The organism is Clostridia bacterium, assembly GCA_024685775.1.
In the GTDB taxonomy this organism is placed as follows: Bacteria; Bacillota; Clostridia; order Christensenellales; family CAG-1252; genus CAG-1252.
The window spans coordinates 13,077-29,113 of sequence record JAIKVL010000006.1 but is presented as its reverse complement, the minus strand read 5'-3'; the positions used below and the strand labels follow the sequence as shown (position 1 = coordinate 29,113).

Genomic DNA, 16,037 nt, shown 5'->3' with positions numbered 1-16,037 from the left:
TACTCCTTAGCCCTTCAATTTATTCTCGACTTTTTTGAGTTCGGCGCTCCAATCCTTTTCGGGATAGCTGAGCTTGTAGACGCCGAGCAAGAAGCCTTTCATATTATCCCAATAGTTGCTCATTTGGATGAGACCGGGCTTCAATTTGCTGTAATTACTTTGTTCGACGACGACTTCGACGGTCTCGACGGAGTTCGAAGCTGCGTCGAAGAGATCGGCGTCGGTCGGGCAGAATTCACGTTCTTCGAGACGGATCGTCTGATTATCCGCGTTGGAGAGATACGCCGCGAGTTTCAACGCTTCCGCCGTGCTCTTCTCATCGCGCTTCGCGGTGGACTTACGGCTGACGCCGTACATCTTGACGCCGGAGAAGCTGACGAGCGGAGTGTCTTTCGTCTCACCCGCGAAACGGATCGTCGGAAGCGTCGCGACGGCGAAGTTCGTTCCGAGAGCGTCTTGGAATTGGCTGATCATGTGAGGACCGGAGATCATCGCGGCGACCTTACCGTTTTTCAAAGAAGCGTACTGGTCGGCTTTGGAAATCGAGCCGAGCTTCTTCTGCCCCGCAAGAGAGGCGATATAGCGGCAAGCCTTGTAAGCGTTCGCGTTATCGAGGTTCACGTCCGTCGGATCGTTGCCCTGCTCGCCGAAGATCGTTACGCCCGCGGTGTAAAGGAACATCGTGGTGTAGTAGCTGTCGCCCATATCGATGCCGAGGTTATAGTCGACGTTCTTGATTTGAGAGGTCAGGATCTTTTCGAGGGAGCTGACGTCCGAGATCAAAGATTTATTGTAATACAGGAAGCAGTTCTCGTAGCTGTACGGGAAAGCGTAGTAGGAATTGCTGTACGAAGCCGCAAGTTTCGCGACGTCGATCTGCTGATCGATCTGCGCGGTATATTGCGTCGGGACCTGCGTCAAGGCTTGGTTCTTAATGAGCAAACCGAGTTGGTCGTTTGCGAACGAGAAAACGTCCGCGGCTTCTTCAACGTCCTGAATGACCTTCGCGCTGACGACGTCCTCGCCGAGCTTTTCGATCGTAAAGGTGTAGTTGTTATCCTTATACTTTAATTCATAGGCATCGAGCATTTGATGGATCATATCTTCGTCCTCTTCGGCGCACCAAACGCGAAGTTTATAGGTGCTGCCGTCGCCCGTTCCGTCGTCGACGGGAGCCGGATTCGGATTCGGCGTCGGGTTCGGCGTCGGATTCGGCGTGGGCGTCGGGTTCGGGTTCGGAATAACCGTCCCGTTTCCGCCCGTAAAGTCCGCCACGTAGATCACTTCGGGCGAACAAGCAACAAAGACGAAGAGCATCAATGCAGCCAAGGTTATTGTCAGTGCTTTCAAAATTTTTCTTTTCATATTTGGCTTCTCCTTTTACCAAACTTTTTTGTTAGGTCAGTTCATCGAGGTAATCACGAAGGTGTGATTCTCGGGCATTTCGGTTATATCTCCGGTAGCATTATGTTCAACAGTTCCGTCTGCGCTGCGACGCGTCAACTTTAATCCTGCAAAAGTTTTCGTCGTGTCGATCTTCGCGTGATAGATTCCGTTGATGACCCAAGTCATCTTGACGCCCGGATATGTTCCGTTGTTCGTATCATCCGTATACCAAACGTACAGATAAGCGGTTGCGCTGTCGTTCTCAAACCACGGAAGCGCGGTAACGTCGATCGTCACGGTGCCGTCCCAAGCGGGCGTTTCCGCGGGATAATCCGCCGTCCAACCGTCCTTATAGTACGGCGTCGCCGCGATAAGCGCGAGATCCGCGGTCTTATTCGCATCGCCGTCCAAACCGTTGGTAAAGGCGATCTTGGTCGCGTTCTTATTGACTGCGATCTGATACCAACCGGCTTTCCCGCTAACCGCGGTCATAGCGGTGCCCGGCCAATCGCCAAGATACTTGACGGCGCTTTCACCGTCACCCGACCAAGCGTACGCTTTAACGGTGCTCCAACTATTCTTATTGTAATAGTAGACCGTAATCGTCTGGGCGGGACCCGGATCGGGCGAACCCGTCTCGATCGTGCGCTGATCTTCGGGAATCTCGCTGAGATCTGCTGCCGCAACGTGAACGATATGCGTGGCGGGCAAAGCATAGTTGACCGTCTTATTATACATCGTCTTGCCATCCGCGCTGACGCGAACGATCAAGAGCCCGGAAACTTCTTTCTTAGTCGTATCGACAACATAGGTGTAATACCCCTCTTTATTGCCTGCGGTCATCTTGACGCCCGGGTATTTACCGTTATTCGATTCGTCGGAATACCAAACGTAGATATACGGGACGCATCCTTCCGTGCCGAACCAATCGACGCCGCTGAGATCGACGGTAACCGTTCCGTTCCATTCGGGATCGGGCGTCGGATCGGGATCGGGCGTAACGATGACGCCGGTTCCGCTGAGCGCTGTTTCTTCGCTGACCCAAGTTCCCTCGAAATCGTTACCGTTGACGGAAGTCAAGCGGAAAGCGGGAAGCGCGGCGGTCAATCCGAGGTTGCCCGCGGCGGCGCTGATCTCGATCTTGTTCCAAAGACCTTCGCCCTCGCCCGTGATCGGTTTTCTCGGATCGTTGCGGGTAAAGATGATACCGGCAAGCGTCTTTTCGGAAGAATACTCGATATACGCGCAGTAATGCGTCTCGGAAGCGCCGTTCGTAAAGAGCATTTCCTTACCGGGGAATTCCGCGTTCTTCGACTCGTCGGTATACCAAACGTACGCATAAAGTTTCGCACCTGCCGAAGCGAACCAATCGACGTTACGGAAGTCGAGATAGGCTTTCTTGTCACCTGTGACGTAGATCGGGTCTTCTTCTCCGACCGCAAGCCATTTTCCGCTGAACTCGCAGACTTCATCCGCATGGCGATAGCTTCTCAGATAATAGACGGGATGATTCGCGTCGAATCCCGCAAGGTTTTCACCGATCTCGATGCGATCCCATTCGGTCACGGAACCTTCGTTCGGATTCGGGTTCGGATCGTTACGGGTAAAGATAATACCTTTGACCGTACGAGAGGTGTAATACTGTGCCTCGTACAAACCGTTCTTCAAGGTCATCTTGGCGCCCGGCCAGTTATTATTCGTGCCGTCATCATACCAAATATGGACGTTGATATTCGCGTTATTATCGGCGAACCAAGAGAAATTGGAAACGTTCAAATAGATCGTTCCGTAGGTATCCTCGACGACGGGCATATCGCGCGTGCACTTATCGCACTTACCGTCGCCGTTCGCGTCGACGTGATAATCGCAATCGGGAAGCGGATCGGGTCCGGGGCCGGGTTGCGGATCGGGTCCGGGACCGGGCTGCGGATCGGGATCGAGGGTCGTGTCGACCGTCCACTTCGCGTAAAGATCGGTCGGCGCGGTAATCTTGAAGTAACTCGATTTGCTTCCGAATTCCGCTTCGATGACGCAAGTCGGATCTTCGTACCAACCCGCGAAGACGAATCCGTTACGAACGGGTTTCGCGGGAGTCGCCATCGAACGATTGTTCTCGACGTAGACGACGATATCCGCAGGACTGTTCGGGAAATTATAGTGCAAGGTGACCGCCCACTTTCCGTCCTTCGAAGTTTCGGGAGTATCGTTTCCGCTCGATTCAGTCGCTTTAACGGTGACCTCTTTGGTCTCCGCGTTGACCAAGATCAAGAAAGATCCGCCCGCAAACGCGGTGCCTTGGCTCGCGCTGTCGTCCGAATAAGCGGTAAGGCTGTTGCCCTCGTCATCCTTAACGACGTAGGTCATTCCGTCCGTAAAGGTGGCAGCCGTGATATAGCCGCCCTCTCCGAGCAACAGTTTTTCGCCTTGGGCAGAAGCGCCCGCAAACAAATAGTAATTGGTGATCTTCGTCAAAGTCGCTTTCTTGGTAGCGGTGTTGAGTTTGATCTCATAGTCGCCGTTTACAAGCGTCGGCTTCGTAAGCTCGAATTCCGCGCCCGCATTATCTTTGACGCTGACGGAACTATCCGCTTTAAGGGTAAGCTCTGCGGAATAGACGTCGTCCTCGTCCGATTCGGTCAAACGAACCGATTGACCGTCCGCAAAGACGAAGTATTGCGATTGATCGACGTTGACGACGGTGCGATCGAACGGGACTTCGACGGAAGGAACGCTGTTTTCGTAGCCGTCGCAACAAGCGACGATGCTGACGTAATACATCAAACCGTTCGGGAGATCGTTGATCGTTCCGGATACGCTCGCGGTACCCGTCTGCCAAGTCATCTTATAAAGAGTTCCCTCGGTTTGTCCGTCTTGACGAACGTAAGCCTGATAGTCCTTCGCTTCGGAAACCGCTCTCCAACTGAACTTCTCACCTTTCAGCGTGACTTTGTTCGGCGTGGCGAGCTGACGGGAGTAATTGAATTTGATCAAGCTCCTGTCCGACGCGTTGACAGGCAATTTGTTTTTATCCAAATTGACCGCGCGAACGTACATATTATTGACGGAACCGCTGCGGAGCGACGATCGAATCTCGGGATCGTCGATGGCGAGGTAGGTATTTTCAACGTAGTAGCGGTTGACTAAATCGTCGTTGAAATAGACCAAATAGCCGTCCGCACCTTTTACCTCACCCCACATCAGGTAGCCCTCGGAAAGGTTCAGGTTGCGCGGGTTTGCAAGCTTGGTATTTCCGCAGCCGACGAGAACGACCGCGAGAGCCAAAACCGCGCAGACCATGATTACAAACAATAGTTTCTTTTTCATTGTCCGCCTCCTGTTTGTTGATCAACCGATTCCCATTTAAGGATCGGATATTGATTCGTTACCGACACGAAGTATTCGCCGCCGAGCGCGGAATTCAGCGTGCTTGCGACTGCGCGCATTTCCTGCGAAGTTACGGCGGTGGCGCCCGAAGTGCCGCCCTTGGTCGCGTTCAAAGCGAGGTTCGTTCCGCCGACTTTGCTGCCCGAAATATAGTAGCAAGAGTCGATTTGGTTATTGTAACCCGCGATCGCGCCCCAGCAAGGTTCGACGAGGTTCGCATTCGTCCAATCGCTGTTGATATAGTAGACGGCGGCGTCCGTTCCGGAAACCGCGGTAATATCCACGGTTTGGTTAAAGACTTCCGAATTGTTTTCGGGGTTGACGCGGCAGAAGATCACGCCGGAAAGTTGATTCGCGGCGAATCCTGCGGGAAGATCGATATAGTAGAAATCGGTTTCGCCGACCTTCGTCTTTTGCATTTCGATGCCCGGCCAAGCGGCGGCAGCCGTGTCCGAACCCTTCCAAATATGCGCGGTAATCTTCGGGGTGTCGACTTCCGCCCAAGAGCAAGCCGCCACGGAAAGATAGATGCGGTTGGACTTAAATCCCGCGACGACGGAATTGACGTCGCCGGAGTTATAGCAAGCGCGAAGACCGAAGCCCGCGTCCTGCTGCCCGCCGTAATACGCGTAGTTCTGACCCGCGATACCGCCGATCGAGATGATACCCGAGACGGAGCCGCGGTTATAGCAGCCGTACAAGCCGACGTTTGCGTAGCTGTCCGTTCCGACTTCGTTAAAGCCGTCCGAGCCGTTGCGACCGACGATGCCGCCCGAATAGGCGAAACCGGAGACGCTGCCCGTGTTGGAGCAATAGGAAACCATCGTTTCGTATTGCATACCCGCTACGTCCTTTACGTTATAGTTATAGCCGACGATACCGCCGGTGTAAAGGTCGCCGGAGACCGAGCCGCGGTTCGCGCATTTTGTGACGAGACCCGCGTTACGACCGACGACGCCGCCGACCGAAGCTTTGCCCGAAACGGAACCTTTGTTTACGCAGTGCTCGACGACGCCCGCGTTATAGATGACGAAGACGCCCGCTTCGTTCGCGCCGTAGACGGTGAAGTCCGCTTCCGCGGTGCAATCCTTGACCGTTCCGCGGTTGATGGAGACGAGACCCGCCGCGCCGTCCTTAACGGCGGTAACGGAACCCGAGACGAGGGTAACGTTCTCGATCAAACCGTTATTCGTGTAGGCGAGGATCGCGCATTCGCCGCCCTTTTCGTGCATAATACCGTCGTTGGTGCGGTTTGTCCAAGTGCGCCAAGCGGTATTCGCGATTTTCAAATTCCGGATCTTACCGGATTCGGTGATCGAATCGAAGATCGAGCTGTAACCGTCTTTATAATAGACGACGATATTGCTGAGTGTGTGTCCGTCGCCGTCCAAGACTCCCGAAAGCGAACCGAGGTTATAGAAGTTGCTGTAATCCTCGTCGTTTTGCGGAGAATACTGCTTAAAGGCGATATCCTGCGTCAATTTGTAATACTTGGGCTGACCGAGCGCTTCGTAAAACTCGATAAAACGCAAATGCGCCGCGCTCGAAATCAGGAAGGGGCTCGCTTCGGTGCCTTCGCCCTGCTCGGGGGTAAAGAAAGTAACGGAAACCGGCGCGGAATCCGCGATCGGAAGCGTGGTATTGCCCGCCCAAATCTCTTTTACGAGGAAATGCCCTTCGCGATCGGAAGAAAGCGAAGTGATATCCGAGCCTGAGATAGAAGTTACGGTGTTGTAGACGTCTTTGAAATAGTAGATATCCGCGCCTTCGACTTCGGCGAAATGGAGAATATCTCCTTCCATATACGCGTTCGCGGGAGCCGCAAAGGCGAGTTTATTCGCTTGCGGATCATAGACGTACTTAACGGTCGTGCTATCCTTCAAATAGTGACCGTCCGCGACGTAATGAAGGGTGATCTCGCTTTTCGCGGAAACGGAAGAAAGATCAAAAGAAGTCACGTCCGCATCGAGTTTATGTTGAACGCCCGCGACGGTGACCACCGGATACGGAGGCGCGATGCCCTTAAAGGACGCGTTGGGGGATTCCCAGCTCAGCGACGTTCCTACAAGCCCGTTGACTTGGGGCGTAACGATCGCGACACCTTCATAGGTATAAGTAACCGCTTCACTCCACGCGCTTTTACCCGCGCTCGTCACCGTGCGAACTTTGACGACGAAGCGCCCGTCCGTGGGGAGCGTGTTGACCTTCATAAGATCGCAGTTCGTAAATTTCGCGGTCAAAACTTCCCCGTTTACGTCCACTTCATAGCCCGACGCGCCGGAAACGGACGACCAAGTCGCCCTACCCGCCGTGTTGATCGAAAGCGAAGTCGGGACCTTGATCGAATCGAGAACGGGATCGTCTTCGCCCGGTCCCGGGGTCGGTCCGGGAGTGGGATCGGGTCCCGGGGTCGGGGTCGGCGTCGGATCAACCGAATTGCCGTTCCCCCTTTTCTTGCATGCCGCACCCGCGACCGCGATCGACGCGATCAGTAGGACGATCAGCAGGATTAATAAAACACGTTTAAACTTCATGCGCCCTCCTCTTATGCAATTTTAACGATAACGGTCGCGCCGGATTTCAGCGAATTCAAGGTGCTTCCCGCAGAGATAGCCGCCACTTCGCCGCTCATCGCGCTCGTCATATCGTAATCAACCGAACTGAAATTGGTAACGACCCAATAGGTATGGCCGCCGTAACTGCGGGTAAAGGAGAACAACGGATTTTGTCCTTCGCCCCAGCCGTTAATGAATTTATATTGATAATCGCCGTAACGGAGAGCCTTGCCGAGATCGGTCGAATCGTCCGATTTCAGATTGGTCCAGTAACGGACGGTATTCAGGAAGGAATTCGAATCCGAAGTCTGCTCTTGAACGCCCGCAAGGGTCTTATTGTAAGCATCCCACTCGACGTAGAACGTCCTGTCGCCGCTGATCGAGAAGTGCGTAATGTCCGCCGCGCCGCCCTGCTCGTCGTAATCGGCGGTCGTCCACTTGAACGGCTGGCGATACTGGCGGTCGACGTGCGCGCTCGTCGCGTTCTCGCCCGTCATATAGTTACTGCTCATACCGATTTCATCGCCGTAATAGATCCAAGAGATACCGGGCATCGTCATCATCGTGCTGATGACCGCGAGGGCGTACTTCTTCGCCATCGCCGCGTTCGCGCTCGTGATCTGACCTTCTTTCTGACCGGTCATATTGTTGATCAAGCGCATAATATCGTGGTTGGAGGTAAAGAGCGAATCCATGACCGTTCCGTTACCGGTTCCGACGCCCGAAATTCCGCTCTTGGCATACGCGGATTGGATCGCGAGGATCGCTTCGTAATCCCATTCGCCCGAGCGGAGTTTATCGGTATTCGTTCCCTTCGGAAGCGCGTTTTCATTGTTGGAAGAGCCGCCCGCAAGACCGTTCGCCTTGTTCGGAGCCGTGGAAAGCTCTCCGAAGTTATAGTACATATAGAAGTCGAGCATACCGTCGTAGGCGACGTAGTACGGAGCGACGTTATACGCGTGTCCGTCGAAGTTTTCGCCGACGAGATAGGTATTCGGATACTCGCTCTTGATCGAATTGACGAACCAAGAGAAGAAGTTCAAGTTCTTTGTTAAGTTGGATGAATAATCGGATTGGACTTCGTCGTCATAATCATAGATGATGATATCGTCCTTTCCGGGAGTGACTTCGTCCGCCATATAGATGTGCTTAACCGCGTCGATACGGAAACCGTCCACGCCCGTCCCGTTGCCGAGAATACCGAGCCAGTACTTGGCGACGTCCGCGATCGCGTCGCGGGTGCCCTGCCAATCGTAGTTCAGTTCGGGCATCGAGGGAGAGAATTTGCCGTAATAAGAGTAGGCGTACTCGCTGTACGGATACCAGTCGGAAGAGAGATCTTTCTCGACTTCGTGGTTACGCCATTGATAGAAGTTACGATACTCGGGATCGAGCTTCGCGGACTTTTGGAACCAAACGTTATTCGTCGAAGTGTGATTCAAAACGAGGTCCATAATGACCTTCATTCCCTTTTGGTGACACTTCGTCAAAAGTTCTTTGTAATCGTCCAACGTCCCGAACTTCGGATCGACGGCTTTATAATCGATGATATCGTAGCCGTGGTAGCTGTCCGAAAGCTGGATCGGGGTAAGCCACAGGACGTTTACGCCGAGCGCTTCGAGATAATCGAGGTGATTGATGATACCGCGGATATCGCCGATGCCGTCGCCGTCGCTATCGGAGAAGGAACTGACCATGATCTGATAGCCGACGCCGGAAACGGTGTCCAAAAGGTTGGTGCCGTAATTGACTTTGATCGTCTCGGAGCTGTTGACGTCGCCTCTCGAAACGTTCGTGCCGTCGTCATCCGCATAGGGATTCGTGATCGTTCCCTGCTGCGAGAGGTGGTTGATATCCGGGCTGACGTTATCCTGAACGCAGAAGATATGGATGCTTCCGTTCTCCCAAATCTTTTCTTTGATCGTAAAGAGTTGGTCGGCGTTACCGTCCGAGCGCCAGTGCGTTCCGGAGTTTTTGCTGTCTTCGTAGACGATCAGGAAGCCGATCTTCGGGTTCATATAATTCGCTTCGTTTTTGATATCGCCCGCTTTGTAGTTCGAGCCCGTGCAAGAATCCACGAGGAACTGCATGCTTTGGTCTTTTTCCTTACCCGCGTCGTTATAAACGGCGGTAAGGTCGACGTCGCACGTCGCGCCGACGACGTCGTCGAGGACGATCTTATTTTGCTCGTCGCGCACCCAGTTGAAGACGCGACCCGTGTATTGATACGGCCAAACCCAAAGCGTCATCGCTTCGTAATCGGCGGGATCGTTGTTAAAACGCAAATAATGGATATAAAGATGCCCTTCTTCGCTCTTTTCGGCGAGATCCGCTTCATAGGCTTCGATCGCGTTATCGTCGATCGAAGCGGTCCACTTCGCGAAAAGTTGGACGTTGCCTGCGGGCATCGTGGTGAATTCAAAGGGCTTTTCATACGTTCCGTAATCGGTAAACCAGCCGCCGAAGGTGTGGCGCGCGAGCTTCGGATCTTCGGGTTTTTCGATCTTCTGCCCCGCCTTCAAACCGTCCATCCTCGCGACTTGCGTCGCGCTTTCGCCCGTGTAGAACGAAATATGATACTGCGCGGTCAGCGCGGGAGCGGGCGTTTCGCGGTCCGAACCTTGCGAAGAACCGTTACCGCCGCCGGAACCGTTACCCGAGCCGGAGCCGTTACCCGAGCCGTTTCCGTTTCCGGAATCGGGATTCGGATTCGGGGTCGGGGTCGGATCACCCGTCTGCTCCGAATTATTACCTCCCGAGGGGGTCTTTTCCTTATTCGCGCAGGCGAAAAGCCCAAACGAAAGGGTAAACGCCAAAATCAAAACCAAAACTAAGATCAATACTCTTTTTCTGTTCATAAAGTCTCCTTTTTAAGAGATTTTCGGTAGTTTGCCGCCGCGCGTTACGCGAGCGAGCCGTCCTTTCCTAACAAAACCGATCTCGGATCTATCACAATTCGGTGATAACGATCGTGTGGTTTCCGGGGATATGGTTGAACTCCGCGGATTCATCCCAAACCTGAACGTTTCCATCGACCAAATCGGGATTGCAGCGCACGACTTTCAAACCGGAGAACGTCTTCTCGGTGTCGATCATCGCGGAATAGACGCGATCGGAGATCTTCGTCATTTTGACGCCCGGCCAAGCGCCGTTTTCCGTCGAATCCGCATACCAAACGTACAGATACGCGTCCGCGTTGTTGTTGTTGAACCAATCGATGCCGGTAAGGTCGACGTACAACTTTCCGTCCCACGCCGCGGGATAATCCGCCGTCCAGTAATCGTCCTTGCAGAAGAGCGCGTCGGGATCGATCTCGTAATTCGCGGTTTGAGCGTCCGCTCCGTCGTTAAAGCAGATCTTTTGGGCAGAGGCGGAAACTTCGATCGAGAACCAGCCTTCGTGACCGTCCACGGCGGTCATCTTCGTGCCGTGCCAAGTGCCGAGTAGTTTATCGGCGGGATCTTCGCCCTCGCCCTTCCAAGCGTACGCGTAGACGTTCGCCCAGCCGTTGCTGTTATAGTAATAGACGGTCAAAGGTTCGGGTTCGGGATACGAAGCGATCCATTGATACATATAGTAGAGTTTCGCGGGATCGATTTCGAGGTTATCGGTCTGATTGGTTATCAACTGACCGCCCGTGCCGTCGTTGAAAACGACTTTTTCGGCTTCTGCGTCGACTTCGATCTCAAACCAAGAGTCGTGCCCGTCGACCGCGGTCATTTCCGCGCCGGGGAAAGCGCCGAAGTACTTGACTTCATTCGGGGATTCTCCGCTCCAAACGTACGCGTAAACTTTCAGCCAATCTTCGGAATTGAAGTAACGGAGCGTCACGACCGAGAACGCCGAGATCCAAGCGCCCTCTTTATAATAGGTTTTATTCGGATCGATCGCAAGATCGCCGGTTTGTCTGCCTTCGCCGCCTACGCCGTCGTTAAAGATGACGTTTTCCGCGGAAACGGGGACTTCGACTTTGAACCAATTCTCTTTGCTTTGCACCGCCGTCATTTGCGTGCCGGGGAAATCGCCGAGTTTTTTAACGTCGTTCGGTTCCGTTCCGCTCCAAGCGTACGCGTAGACGTTCGCCCAAGCGCTCGCATTATAGAAATAGATCGTCCTCGTTTCTTCGGGCGTGGGATCGGCGGGATACGTCGCCGTCCATTCGCCTGCTTTATAATAGAGTTTCGCGGGATCGATCGTAAGATCTTCGGTTTGTCTGCCTTCGCCGCCTACACCGTCGTTGAAAATGACCTTTTCGACGCTTTCGGCGACTTCGATCTTAAACCATCCGTCTTTCCCTTCCACCGCCGTCATTTGCGTGCCGGGGAAATCGCCGAGTTTTTTAACGTCGTTCGGTTCCGTTCCGCTCCAACCGTACGCGTAGACGTTTGCCCAGGCGCTCTCGTTATAGAAGTAAATCGTGATATTCTCTTCGGGAACGGGATAAGTCGCCGTCCAAGTCCCGTCTTTATAATAAAGTTTCGCGGGATCGATCGTAAGGTTCGCGGTCTTGTTTTGCTCGCCTTCCATTCCGTTTGTAAAGAGGATCTTTTCCGCGTTCTCGCCGACTTCGACGGAGAACCAACCCGGATGCTCGTAGACGGGGGTCATCACCGTGCCGGGCCACGTGCCGAGTTTCTCGACGGGATCTTGATCGGAGCCGCTCCAAGCATAGGCGATCATCGGATTCCAGTTATTCGTGTTGAAGTAATAAACCGTGATCTTTTGCTCGGGTTCGGGATCGAAAGCGGTCGTCCATTCGCCGTTCTTGAAGTAAAGTTTGGAGGGATTGATCGTCAGATCGCCCGTCTTTTCTTCGGAGTTCGAGCCGTTCGAGAAGACGATCCGATCCGCATATTCGCCGACTTCGACCTTAAACCAACCGCCCTTGCCTTGCACGGCGGTCATCGTCGCGCCCGGCCAAACGCCGAGCTTTTCTTCATCGGGCGTTCCTTCCTTCCAAGCGTAGGCGTTGACGGTGTCCCAAGCGTTGGAGTTATAGTAGTAGATCGTGATCTTCTGCTCGACCGCGGGATAATCCGCCGTCCATTCGCCGTCCATATAATAAGGTTTGGTGAAATCGAGATCGAGATCTGCGGTCTTTCTTTCCAAAGCGCCTTCGAGACCGTTCGTAAAGAGGATCTTCAAAGCGCGGCTCGAGACCGAGACTTTATACCAACCGTCGTGTCCTTCGACGACGGTCATCAAAGTGCCGGGCCACGCGCCGATATAGGCGACCGTGCTCGAATCCGAGCCTCTCCAAGCAAAAGCTTTGACCGGATCCCAGTTATTCGTGTTGTAGAAATAAATTTCGTGCGTCTCGTCGGTGGGATACGAAGCGTTCCAAGACTTATCGTAGAAATAAGGCTTCGTAAGATCGACCGCAAATTCCGCGGTTTCGTTGGCGCCGCCGTTCGTAAACTTGATAAAGGTCGCGCGATCGCTGATCTTCGCGGAGACCCAACCCGCTTTTCCTTCGACCGCGGTCATTTTGACGCCCGAGTCGTTCGTAAGCACGCCGCCGTCGTTACGATAGACCGCGTACACGTCTTCGAATTGGAAAGAATTCTCGACGTAGATCGTCGTGTAAGTCACGATATCGACCCAAATCGGATTATTCTCCGTCATCTTCAAATAGAAGGTATAGGTTCCGTCCGCCGCGGCGATGCCGTTGAATCCGCAGCCGACTTCCCAATTGCAATAATTTACGCCCTTATTATCCGAGATCGAAACGTCGTCGTTTTTCGCGAGATCAACTTGGATCGTGTACTCGCCGTTCACGAAAGACAGATTTCCGACTTCGACCGTGTTCACGCGCAGCGTGTAGACGAGCGGATAATCGTCGTGCCACGCGCCGCCGTAGTAGTACAGAGCGTTCAAGTTACCGACGGCGATCTCCTGCGTGCTTTGGGTGTTCTCCGCCGCGCCGTTCGTAAAGAGCAAAGCGCGAATGCGCGTGTCGACTTGCTTGGTAAACCAGCCGTCTCTGCCTTCCACGGGGGTCATCGCCTCGCCGGGATAGACAGTCGTAAAGCCGTCGTCATTATTCCAATAATGGATGTAAAGATTATCGAAACCGAAAGTGTTTTCGACGTAAAGATCCGCATATTCGATCTTATGTACCCAAATCAAATTGCTCTCGTTCGGCTTCAAATAGAAGATGTATTCCGCGTCCGCGTCCGCGGTTCCTTTGAAGTTGCAACCGTCTTGCCAGTTATCATAGGAATCGCCTTTGTTATCGGTGATCGTGACCGCGTCGTTTTTATTGAGAGCGATTTGGAGCTTATATTCTCCGTTGACGAGTTCCATCGTCTGCGGATTCGCGCCGTTAACTTTCAACGAGTAAACGAGCGGATAGAAATCGTGCCACGCGCCGCCGTAGAAATAGAGGTTATTGAAGTCAAGCTCACTTTCCGCGGTGCTTTGCGTATTTTCCGCCGCGCCGTCCGTAAAGTTGATATGATCCGCGCGGGTGTCGACTCTCGCCTTCCACCAGCCCTCTTTTTGGTCGTGATCCATTTGGATGCCGGGCCAGCCGCTCGTTATGACGCCGTCCTTCCAATAATGGACGTAAAGGGTCTCGTAACCGAAAGAGTTTTCGACGTAAACTTCGACGTATTCGACGCAATGGACCCAAATCGGATTTCCTTCCGTCATCTTCAAATAGAAGACGTACTCGCCGTCTTTCGTCGCGGTTCCCGTGAACCCGTTCTCGAAATTGGAATAGGAATTGTTTCTGCTGTCTTTGATCGTGACGACTTCGTCCTCTCTGAGTTCGACCGAAACGGAGTACTCGTTTTTATCGGAATCGAAGACCATTGCGTGAGGAACGCCGTTCGCGGTAAGGGTGTAGGTAAGATTTTCGACGTGCTTATTGACGTAGACGAGGTTCTCGGCGACGTTCAGATAGAAGTCGTAGACGCCCGCCCCGCTCTTCCAGTTTTGATCCGCGAAGGGGACCGCCGCGTTATTAAAGTAGACGGAGACCTCGTCGCTTACGCCGATTTCGAGATCGAGCGCCTTATATTGATCGACCTGCGATTCATCGTCCTTGATCATTTGCGTCTCGTCGTTTCCGATCTTCAAGACGGCTTTGTCGCCGACCTGCTGTTTGACCGCGTAGACGAGGTTCTCGCTCGCGTTCAGATAGAAATCGTACTTGCCTGCGCCTTGGAACCAATCGGCAGACGCGAAGGGAACGTTTTTACCGTTGAAAGAAGCGGAAACTTCGGCATTTTCAGCAAGATCGACGCCCGCGATCTTGTACTGCTCGATCGGGGATTCTTCGTCTTTTACGAAATTGCTTTCCGCCGCGCCGACTTTCAAGACGATCTTGTCGGGTTGCTTGACGAGATAAGCGATATTCTCATCCGCGTTGTAGAAGAAATCGTAAATACCCGCGCCGTTCAGGCGATAGCCTTCGCGGAACGCGATCTTGGTATCGTTGAAATAGACGTCGGCGGTGTCGTTCGCTTCGATCAACACGTTCGTAACGGAGTACTGATTGAGCGCGGCGTCCTTCGTCATCGCGACTTCTCTTTCGCCGATCTTCAAAATCGCCCTGTCGGCGGTCGGAGTGGTCTGATGCTTCGTGGCATAGGCTAAATTCTCCGCGACGTCCAAACGAAAATCATAGACTTCATTGCGAGAGGGCGCGCTGCCTTCCGCATAAGGAACGACGGATCCATTATATAAGACCCTTACGTAAGCGTAATTACCGAGAGCAACGTCGGTAAGGACGAATTGAACGGTCGGAGTACCTTCGGCTTTAACCATGTCCGTTTCCACGCCATCCACGACGAGGACCGCCCTTTCGGTGGTCTGCTCTCCGCCTTGATTATCTCCGCCTTGATTATCTCCGCCTTGGTTATCGCCGCCTTGGTTATCGCCGCCTTGGTTGTCTCCACCCTGCTCGCCCGCCTTAACGGTGACGGTGACGGAAGCGGTCATCGGCTTCCCGTCCAAGGTAAAAGAGATCGAGACGGTCTTTTCGCCCGCGGTCGCGCTGTCGAAAGCGCCGAAGGTAAAGTCGGAGACTCTCTTCGTCGTCCCGTCGCTGTAATAAAGAGTGACGGTAACGTCCGAAGAAGAAAGAGAAGCGCCGACGGTTTTCTCCCCGCCGACGTACTTCGCGTCGACGCGCGTCAAAGTCGGCGCATCGGTCGAGCTTTCGGGAGCCCACTTAGCGTAAATCGTAAAATCAAAGGTAACGGTGTAATTCGCGGCGTCGAAATTCTTGGTGCAAGCCGCGTCGGTGTAAAACCCTTCAAAACGGAAACCCGGGTTCTCGGGGACGGTGATCGAGGTCAAATTCACTCTTCCGTCCGAACCTACTTCGATCGTCGTGTTCTCCGAACCTGCGAAGTTCCAATTGATCGTAACTTTCAACGGATCGTTTACAGGTTTATTATCGGTTTTTTTGCAAGCTGCGAACAACATGCTCGAAGCGATCGCAACGCATAAGATGACGAGCAGTTTCCAAAGATTGCGTTTCATAGTTCCTCCTTATGCGTAGTGCGCTCGCGCTACGAAATAGGTTTAGGGTATAAAAATCCCTTTTATAATTCTATCGCCGACCTGTCACCTTGTCAATACCCAATTTTTAAGAAATATAAAATAACCAGTGTGCGAAGATACCGAATTCCCGATTTTTCAGGCGATCGGCGTCTTTTATCCTTATTGTAATATGAATATTGCATTTTGAGAGTCGAAACG

The 16,037-nt window shown here is 53.2% G+C and carries 5 protein-coding genes; all 5 read right to left on the bottom strand.

The genetic code is table 11. The features are described 5' to 3' along the window. Positions 1 to 6 precede the first annotated feature (6 nt). Positions 7 to 1,365 carry a hypothetical protein gene (locus K5753_01520; GenBank protein ID MCR4725882.1) on the bottom strand — a complete coding sequence of 453 codons (1,359 nt, stop codon included), beginning with the start codon at positions 1,363 to 1,365 and terminating at the stop codon, positions 7 to 9. 36 nt (positions 1,366 to 1,401) lie between these two features. Further along, positions 1,402 to 4,710, bottom strand: coding sequence for a starch-binding protein (locus K5753_01515; protein MCR4725881.1), 3,309 nt, complete (start codon positions 4,708 to 4,710; stop codon positions 1,402 to 1,404). After that, on the bottom strand, positions 4,707 to 7,304 hold the full coding sequence (locus K5753_01510) for a hypothetical protein (GenBank protein MCR4725880.1): 2,598 nt from the start codon (positions 7,302 to 7,304) through the stop codon (positions 4,707 to 4,709). The genes K5753_01515 and K5753_01510 overlap by 4 nt, the downstream gene beginning before the upstream one ends. Positions 7,305 to 7,315: 11 nt before the next feature. Then, positions 7,316 to 10,183 carry an InlB B-repeat-containing protein gene (locus K5753_01505; GenBank protein ID MCR4725879.1) on the bottom strand — a complete coding sequence of 956 codons (2,868 nt, stop codon included), beginning with the start codon at positions 10,181 to 10,183 and terminating at the stop codon, positions 7,316 to 7,318. A 91-nt stretch (positions 10,184 to 10,274) separates the two neighbouring features. Further along, complete coding sequence (locus K5753_01500; GenBank protein MCR4725878.1) at positions 10,275 to 15,818, bottom strand: starch-binding protein; 5,544 nt, start codon at positions 15,816 to 15,818, stop codon at positions 10,275 to 10,277. Positions 15,819 to 16,037: the final 219 nt, after the last annotated feature.

Excerpts from the sequence above, each read along its gene's own strand:
- K5753_01520 (MCR4725882.1), bottom strand. The coding sequence starts at position 1,365 with ATGAAAAGAAAAATTTTGAAAGCACTGACAATAACCTTGGCTGCATTG.
- K5753_01515 (MCR4725881.1), bottom strand. The coding sequence starts at position 4,710 with ATGAAAAAGAAACTATTGTTTGTAATCATGGTCTGCGCGGTTTTGGCT.
- K5753_01510 (MCR4725880.1), bottom strand. The coding sequence starts at position 7,304 with ATGAAGTTTAAACGTGTTTTATTAATCCTGCTGATCGTCCTACTGATC.
- K5753_01505 (MCR4725879.1), bottom strand. The coding sequence starts at position 10,183 with ATGAACAGAAAAAGAGTATTGATCTTAGTTTTGGTTTTGATTTTGGCG.
- K5753_01500 (MCR4725878.1), bottom strand. The coding sequence starts at position 15,818 with ATGAAACGCAATCTTTGGAAACTGCTCGTCATCTTATGCGTTGCGATC.